The sequence below is a fragment of the Streptomyces musisoli genome, assembly GCF_016741855.1.
GTDB lineage: Bacteria > Actinomycetota > Actinomycetes > Streptomycetales > Streptomycetaceae > Streptomyces > Streptomyces musisoli.
Genome location: NZ_JAERRH010000056.1, coordinates 1 through 6250, shown reverse-complemented (window position 1 = coordinate 6250; position 6250 = coordinate 1). Strand labels below are relative to the sequence as shown.

Annotated in this window: 1 protein-coding gene; it reads right to left on the bottom strand. The window is 71.2% G+C overall.

Annotated features, from left to right (window positions below; translation table 11 throughout):
- The coding region (locus tag JK361_RS40220) for a non-ribosomal peptide synthetase (RefSeq protein ID WP_201828138.1) at window positions 1–6250 on the bottom strand (6250 nt) is incomplete at both ends.

The window sequence follows — 6250 nt, the reverse complement described above, 5'->3', positions numbered from 1 at the left end:
ACTCCACGCCCAGCACCGCACGCACCCGACTCACCACACGAGTCGCCAACAGCGAATGACCACCCAGATCGAAGAAGCTCTCCTCGACCCCCACCCGCTCCACACCCAAAACCTGAGCGAACACCCCGCACAACACGTCCTCACGCACCGAACGCACCGCACGCGAGACCGCACCACCACCGAACTCCGGAACCGGCAACACCCGCCGGTCCAACTTCCCGTTCGCCGTCAACGGCAGCGCCTCCAACACCACCACCACCGACGGCACCATGAACTCCGGCAGACGTTCGGCGGCCTCGCGGCGTACGGTCTCGGGGTCCAGTGGGTGCTCGGCGTCGGGTGTGCCGACGACGTAGGCGACCAGGCGCTTGTCACCGGGCCGGTCCTCGCGGGCGATCACGGCTGCCTGAGCGACGCCGTGGGCGTCGCTCACCGCGGCTGCGACCTCACCGAGTTCGATGCGGAAGCCACGGATCTTGACCTGCTCGTCGGCCCGGCCCACGTACTCCAGGTCGCCGTCGGCGCGCCAGCGGGCCAGGTCGCCCGTGCGGTACATGCGTTCGCCGGGCGCGCCGTGGGGGTTCGCGACGAACCGCTCGGCGGTCAGGCCGGCGCGGTTCAGATAGCCACGCGCCAGCTGCGGTCCCGCCACGTACAGCTCACCGGTCACGCCCGCCGGAAGCGGCCGGAGGTGGGTGTCGAGGACGTAGACCCTTGAAGCGCCCTGGGGCCGGCCGATCGGTACGGGGCCGTCCGCGAGGGCGGTGTCCGGTTCGATCCGGTGCTCGGTGCAGTTGACCACCGTCTCGGTGGGGCCGTACGCGTTGAACACGGTGGCCTTCGGGTGCCGCAGGCGCCACTCGGTGAGGTCGGTGCCGGTCAAAGCCTCGCCCCCGAGGACGAGTTCGGCCGATGGCGAGTGGCCGTCGGGCAGCTCACCGAGCAGCGTGAGGTGGCTGGGTGTCGCCTTCATGTACGCCGACGGGGTCGCGGGTGCTTCGCCGGCCGCCTCGGTGCTCTGGAAGAAGTGGACGACGCGTACGCAGCCACCGACGACCAGCGGCGTGTACATCGACGCGACCGCCATGTCGAAGGTGAGGGGCGAGTGCAGTGCGGTGATCTCCCCTGCACTCGGATGGTTGGCCGTCGCCCATACCAGGTACGCCGTGAGGGCGCGGTGCTCCACCATGACGCCCTTGGGGTGTCCCGTGGATCCCGAGGTGTACATGACGTACGCCCGGTGGGACGGGAACAGGGGCGCCGAGCGCTCCTCGTCGCTCAGGTCGCGGGCCGCGGGCTCCGGCTGTGCGCCGGTGCCGTCGGCGGGGGTGGCCGTCTCCGGCTCGTTCCCGCCCATTGTGACGACAGGCAAGCCGGGAGGCAGGGCGGCATCGCCGCTGGCACGCGTAACCGCGCAGACGGCTCCGGCGTCCTCGACCATGTAGGCGATGCGCTGTGCCGGGTGGTCCTCGTCCAGGGGCAGATACGCGGCGCCCGACTTCATCACCGCTATGAGGGCGACGACCGCGTCGGCCGAGCGGGGCACGGCCACCGCCACCACGCGCTCCGGGCCCGCCCCCTGCGCGACGAGGCGACGTGCCAGCCGGTTGGCGCGGGAGTTCAACTGGTCGTACGTGAGAATGTCGCCGCCGTCGTCGACGGCGGGTGCGTCCGGCGTGCGGGCCACCTGGTCTTCGAACATCGCGGGGAAGGTCAGCGGGAGGGCCGGAGGCTGAGCGGGCCCCACGGCCCAGCCGTCGAGCAGGCACTGCTCTTCCTGGGGCTCCAGGATCTCCGCTCGCGCCACGGTCCGGTCGGGGTGGGCCACCAGTCCGCGCAGGAGGCGGACGAACCTGCCGGCCATCGCCTCGGCGGTGCTGCGGTCGAAGAGGTCGGTGGCGTAGCTCCACGTACCGGTCATGCCGGCCGGTCGACCCTGGCCGGCGGGGTCCTCCGCGGCGCCGGCGTCCGCGTACTTCTCGTCGAGGCTCACCGACAGGTCGAACTTCACCGCGCCGGAGGGTGCAGGTTCCGCGGCGATGTCGAGGCCGTCGAGGCGCAGCCTCGGCGGGGTCGTGTTCTGGAAGGCGAGCATGACCTGGAACAGCGGGTGACGGGACAGGGAGCGCGCAGGGTTGAGCACCTCGACCAGGTGCTCGAACGGCACGTCCTGGTGCGCGTAAGCCGCCAGGTCGGCCTCTCGCACCCGCCCGATCAGCTCACGGAACGTGGGATCACCGGACAGGTCCGTGCGCAACACCAGCGTGTTCACGAAGAACCCGACCAGATCGTCCAACGCCTCATCGGTACGGCCCGCGACCGGCGAACCGATCGGAATGTCCGTCCCCGCGCCCAGACGGGACAGAAGCACGGCCAGAGCCGAGCGGACCACCATGAACAGGCTGGCGCCCGTCTCCCGGGCGAGTTCCGTGAGGTCCGCGTGGAGCGCCGCGTCGATCTCCACCGGAACGCTGTCGCCCCGGTACGACGCCACTGCGGGCCGGGGCCGGTCCGTCGGGAGGTCGAGCTGCTGCGGTGCTGCGGACAGGGCTTCCCGCCAGAATCCGACCTGGCGGCTCATGAGGCTGTCCGGCTCGCCGTCCTCTCCCAGCAGTTCCCGCTGCCACAGGGAGTAGTCGGCGTACTGGACGGGCAGCGGCCGCCAGGCGGGAGTATCGCCGTTGACGCGGGCTTCGTACGCGGTCGCGAGGTCCCGGGCGAGCGGCGCCATGGACCAGCCGTCACCCGCGATGTGGTGCATGACCACCACGAGCACGTGCTCGTGCTCGTCCACCGCGAACAGGTGCGCCCGCAAAGGGAGTTCCCGCGTGACGTCGAAGCCGCGGGCCGCCAGGGCCGCGACGGCCGCCGCCAGCTCCTCTTCCCTTATCCGCTCGACCGCCAGAGGCACCGCACCGGCGGCCTCGACCACTCTCTGGAACGGCGTGCCGTCGGCGCCCTCCGGGAATACGGTCCGCAGGCTCTCGTGGCGTGTCATGACGTCGCCCAGAGCGGCCGCCAGTGCCTCCCGGTCCAGCGACCCGGTGAGGCGAAGGGCGACGGGCATGTTGTACGCCGCTCCTGAGTCGCCCTCCAGGCGGTTGAGGAACCACAGGCGCTGCTGCGCGTACGACAGGGGCACTTCGGCAGGCCGCCGTGCCGGCGACAGCGGGGGCCGCGATGGGCGCGCGCCGCCGATGCGCTCGGCCAGCAGCGCCACGTTCGGGGCCTCGAAGAGGGCGCGCAGCGGCAGTTCGACGCCCAGTTCCGTACGGATGCGGTTGACCAGGCGCGTCACCAGCAGCGAGTGTCCGCCCAGGTCGAAGAAGCTGTCCTCGATGCCGACCCGGGCAAGGCCGAGGACCTCGGCGAACAGGTCGCAGAGCAGTTGCTCCCGCGCGTCCCGGGGCGCACCGCCCGACACTGCCGACGAGAAGTCGGGCACGGGCAGGGCCTTGCGGTCGAGCTTTCCGTTCACCGTCACCGGCAGCGCTGCCAGCACGACCACCGCCGCCGGGACCATGAACTCCGGCAGCCGCTCGCCGACGAACTTCCGTACTCCGCCCGGGTCGACGCCTTCGACGCCGCCCGCTCCCGCGACGGGCACGACGTACGCCACCAGCCGCGCGTCGGCCTCGCCCTGGGCGTGCACCGCGACGACGGCCTGCTCCACCAGGGGGTGTGCGGCCACGGCCGATTCGACCTCGCCGAGTTCCACCCGGAACCCGCGGATCTTGACCTGGAAGTCCGTCCGCCCGAGGAACTCGATGTTCCCGTCGGCGCGCCAGCGCACCAGGTCACCGGTGCGGTACATGCGGGCGCCGGGCGGGCCGTAGGGATTGGCGACGAACCGCTCGGCGGTCAAGGCCGGCCGGTTCACATAGCCCCGTGCGAGCTGGACGCCGGACACGTACAGCTCCCCGGCGACTCCGGACGGGACGGGCCGCAGCTTCGCGTCGAGCACGTACGCGCGGGTGTTCCACACGGGGGCGCCGATCGGCACGCTGGAGGCGCCCGGCTCGTACCGGTACGGCCAGCGGGTGACGTCGATGGAGGCCTCGGTGGGGCCGTAGAGGTTGTAGAGGCGGGCCTCGGTCAGTGTCGTGCGGAACTTGTCGGCCAGCTCCAGGGACAGGGCTTCGCCGCCGAGGATGACGGTGTGCAGCGAGGAGCATGTGGCCGAGGCGGGCTCCGCGAGGAAGACCGCGAGCATCGACGGCACGAACTGGAGGGTCGTGACCCGTTGTGCCCGGATGACCTCGACCAGGTAGGCCGGGTCCCGGTGGCCGCCGGGCTTGGCGACCACAAGGGTCGCACCGACCTGGAGGGCCCAGAAGAACTCCCACACCGACACGTCGAAGCCGGTCGGCGTCTTCTGCAGGATCCGGTCGCCCGCTCCCTGCGGGTGCTTGGCCTGCATCCACGCCAGCCGGTTCACGATCGCATCGTGCGGGATCATGACGCCCTTGGGGCGCCCCGTCGATCCGGAGGTGTAGATCACGTACGCGGGGTTCGACAGCGTCAGAGGGGCGTGCCGCTCCGCGTCACGCACGTCGCCGTCCGGCCTGTTGGCGAGGAAGTCCTCGAAGCCCGGGTCGTCCACTACGACGGTCGACGCGTCCGCCGGCAGGAACGGCAGCGTGTCCCGCGTGGTCAGGACGCACACCGGCCGGGCGTCCTCGATCATGTAGGCGATCCGGTCGACCGGGTACTCCGGGTCGACCGGCAGGTACGCGGCGCCCGCCTTGACGGTGGCGTACACGGCGACGACCTGCTCGACAGAACGCGGCAGCGCGAGCGCGACCAGGCCCTCGGGACCGGCGCCCCGGTCCATGAGGAGGCGGGCGAGCCGGTTCGCCCGGGAGTTCAGTTCGGCGTACGTCACCTCGACGTCGTCGTACACGACCGCGACGGCGTCCGGCGTACGCCGCACCTGCCGCTCGAAGAGGTCGGGCAGCGGGGCCTGGAGCACGTCGGCCCCGGTGTCGTTCCACTCCTCCAGGATCCGGGTGCGCTCGGCCGCGGAGAGGACGTCGAAGTCGCTGAGGGCCTGGTCGGGCCGGAGAACGGCGGCACGCAGCACGCGGACGAAGCGCGCCACCAGCTCCTCCGCCGACGCGCGGTCGAAGAGGTCCGTGGCGAACTCCAGTTCACCCGCGACTCCCCCGCCCTGTTCCTGGTTCTCCGTGAGGTACATGCAGAGGTCGAAGCGGGCCGCGGGTGCCACCACGCCCAGGTCGGAACCGGTCGAGACGGTCAGGCCGGGCAGAGTGAGGTCCGCCTGGTCGTTGTTCTGCAGGACCAGCATGGTCTGGAAGAGCGGGTGGCGGGACAGGGAGCGCGCCGGGTTGAGCACCTCGACCAGGTGCTCGAACGGCACGTCCTGGTGCGCGTACGCCGCCAGGTCCGCCTCCCGGACCCGCCCGATCAGCTTACGGAACGTGGGATCACCGGACAGATCCGTGCGCAACACCAGCGTGTTCACGAAGAACCCGACCAGATCGTCCAACGCCTCATCGGTACGGCCCGCGACCGGCGAACCGATCGGAATGTCCGTCCCCGCGCCCAAGCGGGACAGGAGCGTGGCGAAGGCCGCCTGGAGCACCATGAACATGCTCGCACCCGACTCCCGCGCCAATGCTGCCAGCGAGGAACGGAGTTCGCCGTCGATCGCGAACGAGACCACGTCGCCCCGGTAGGAGGCGACCACCGGGCGGGGCCGGTCCGTGGGGACGGCCAGTTGCTCGGGAAGGTCGGCGAGAGCCGATGTCCAGTAGGCCAGCTGGGAGTTGAGCACGCTGTCCGGGTCCGATTCGCTCCCGAGGGTCGCCTGCTGCCAGAGCGTGTAGTCGGCGTACTGGACGGGCAGCGGCTCCCAAGCCGGGAGACGGCCCTCCGTTCGCGCCTCGTAGGCCGCGGCCACGTCCCGGGCGAGCGGAGCCATGGACCAGCCGTCGCCCGCGATGTGGTGCAGTACCACCACCAGGACATGGGTTCGCTCGTCCAATGCGTACAGGTGCGCGCGGAGGGGAAGCTCGGCGGTCAGGTCGAAGCCCCGGCCGGTGGCCTCGGCGACCACGTCCACCAGACCGTCCGGCGAGGTGGCCGTCGCCTCCAACGTGACACGTGCGCGCGTCCCGGACACCACTTCCTGGTACGGAGTGCCGTCGGCGCCCTCGGGATAGATCGTGCGCAGGGACTCGTGCCGCTGGACGACATCGCTGAGAGCGGCTTCGAGCGCGTCACGGTC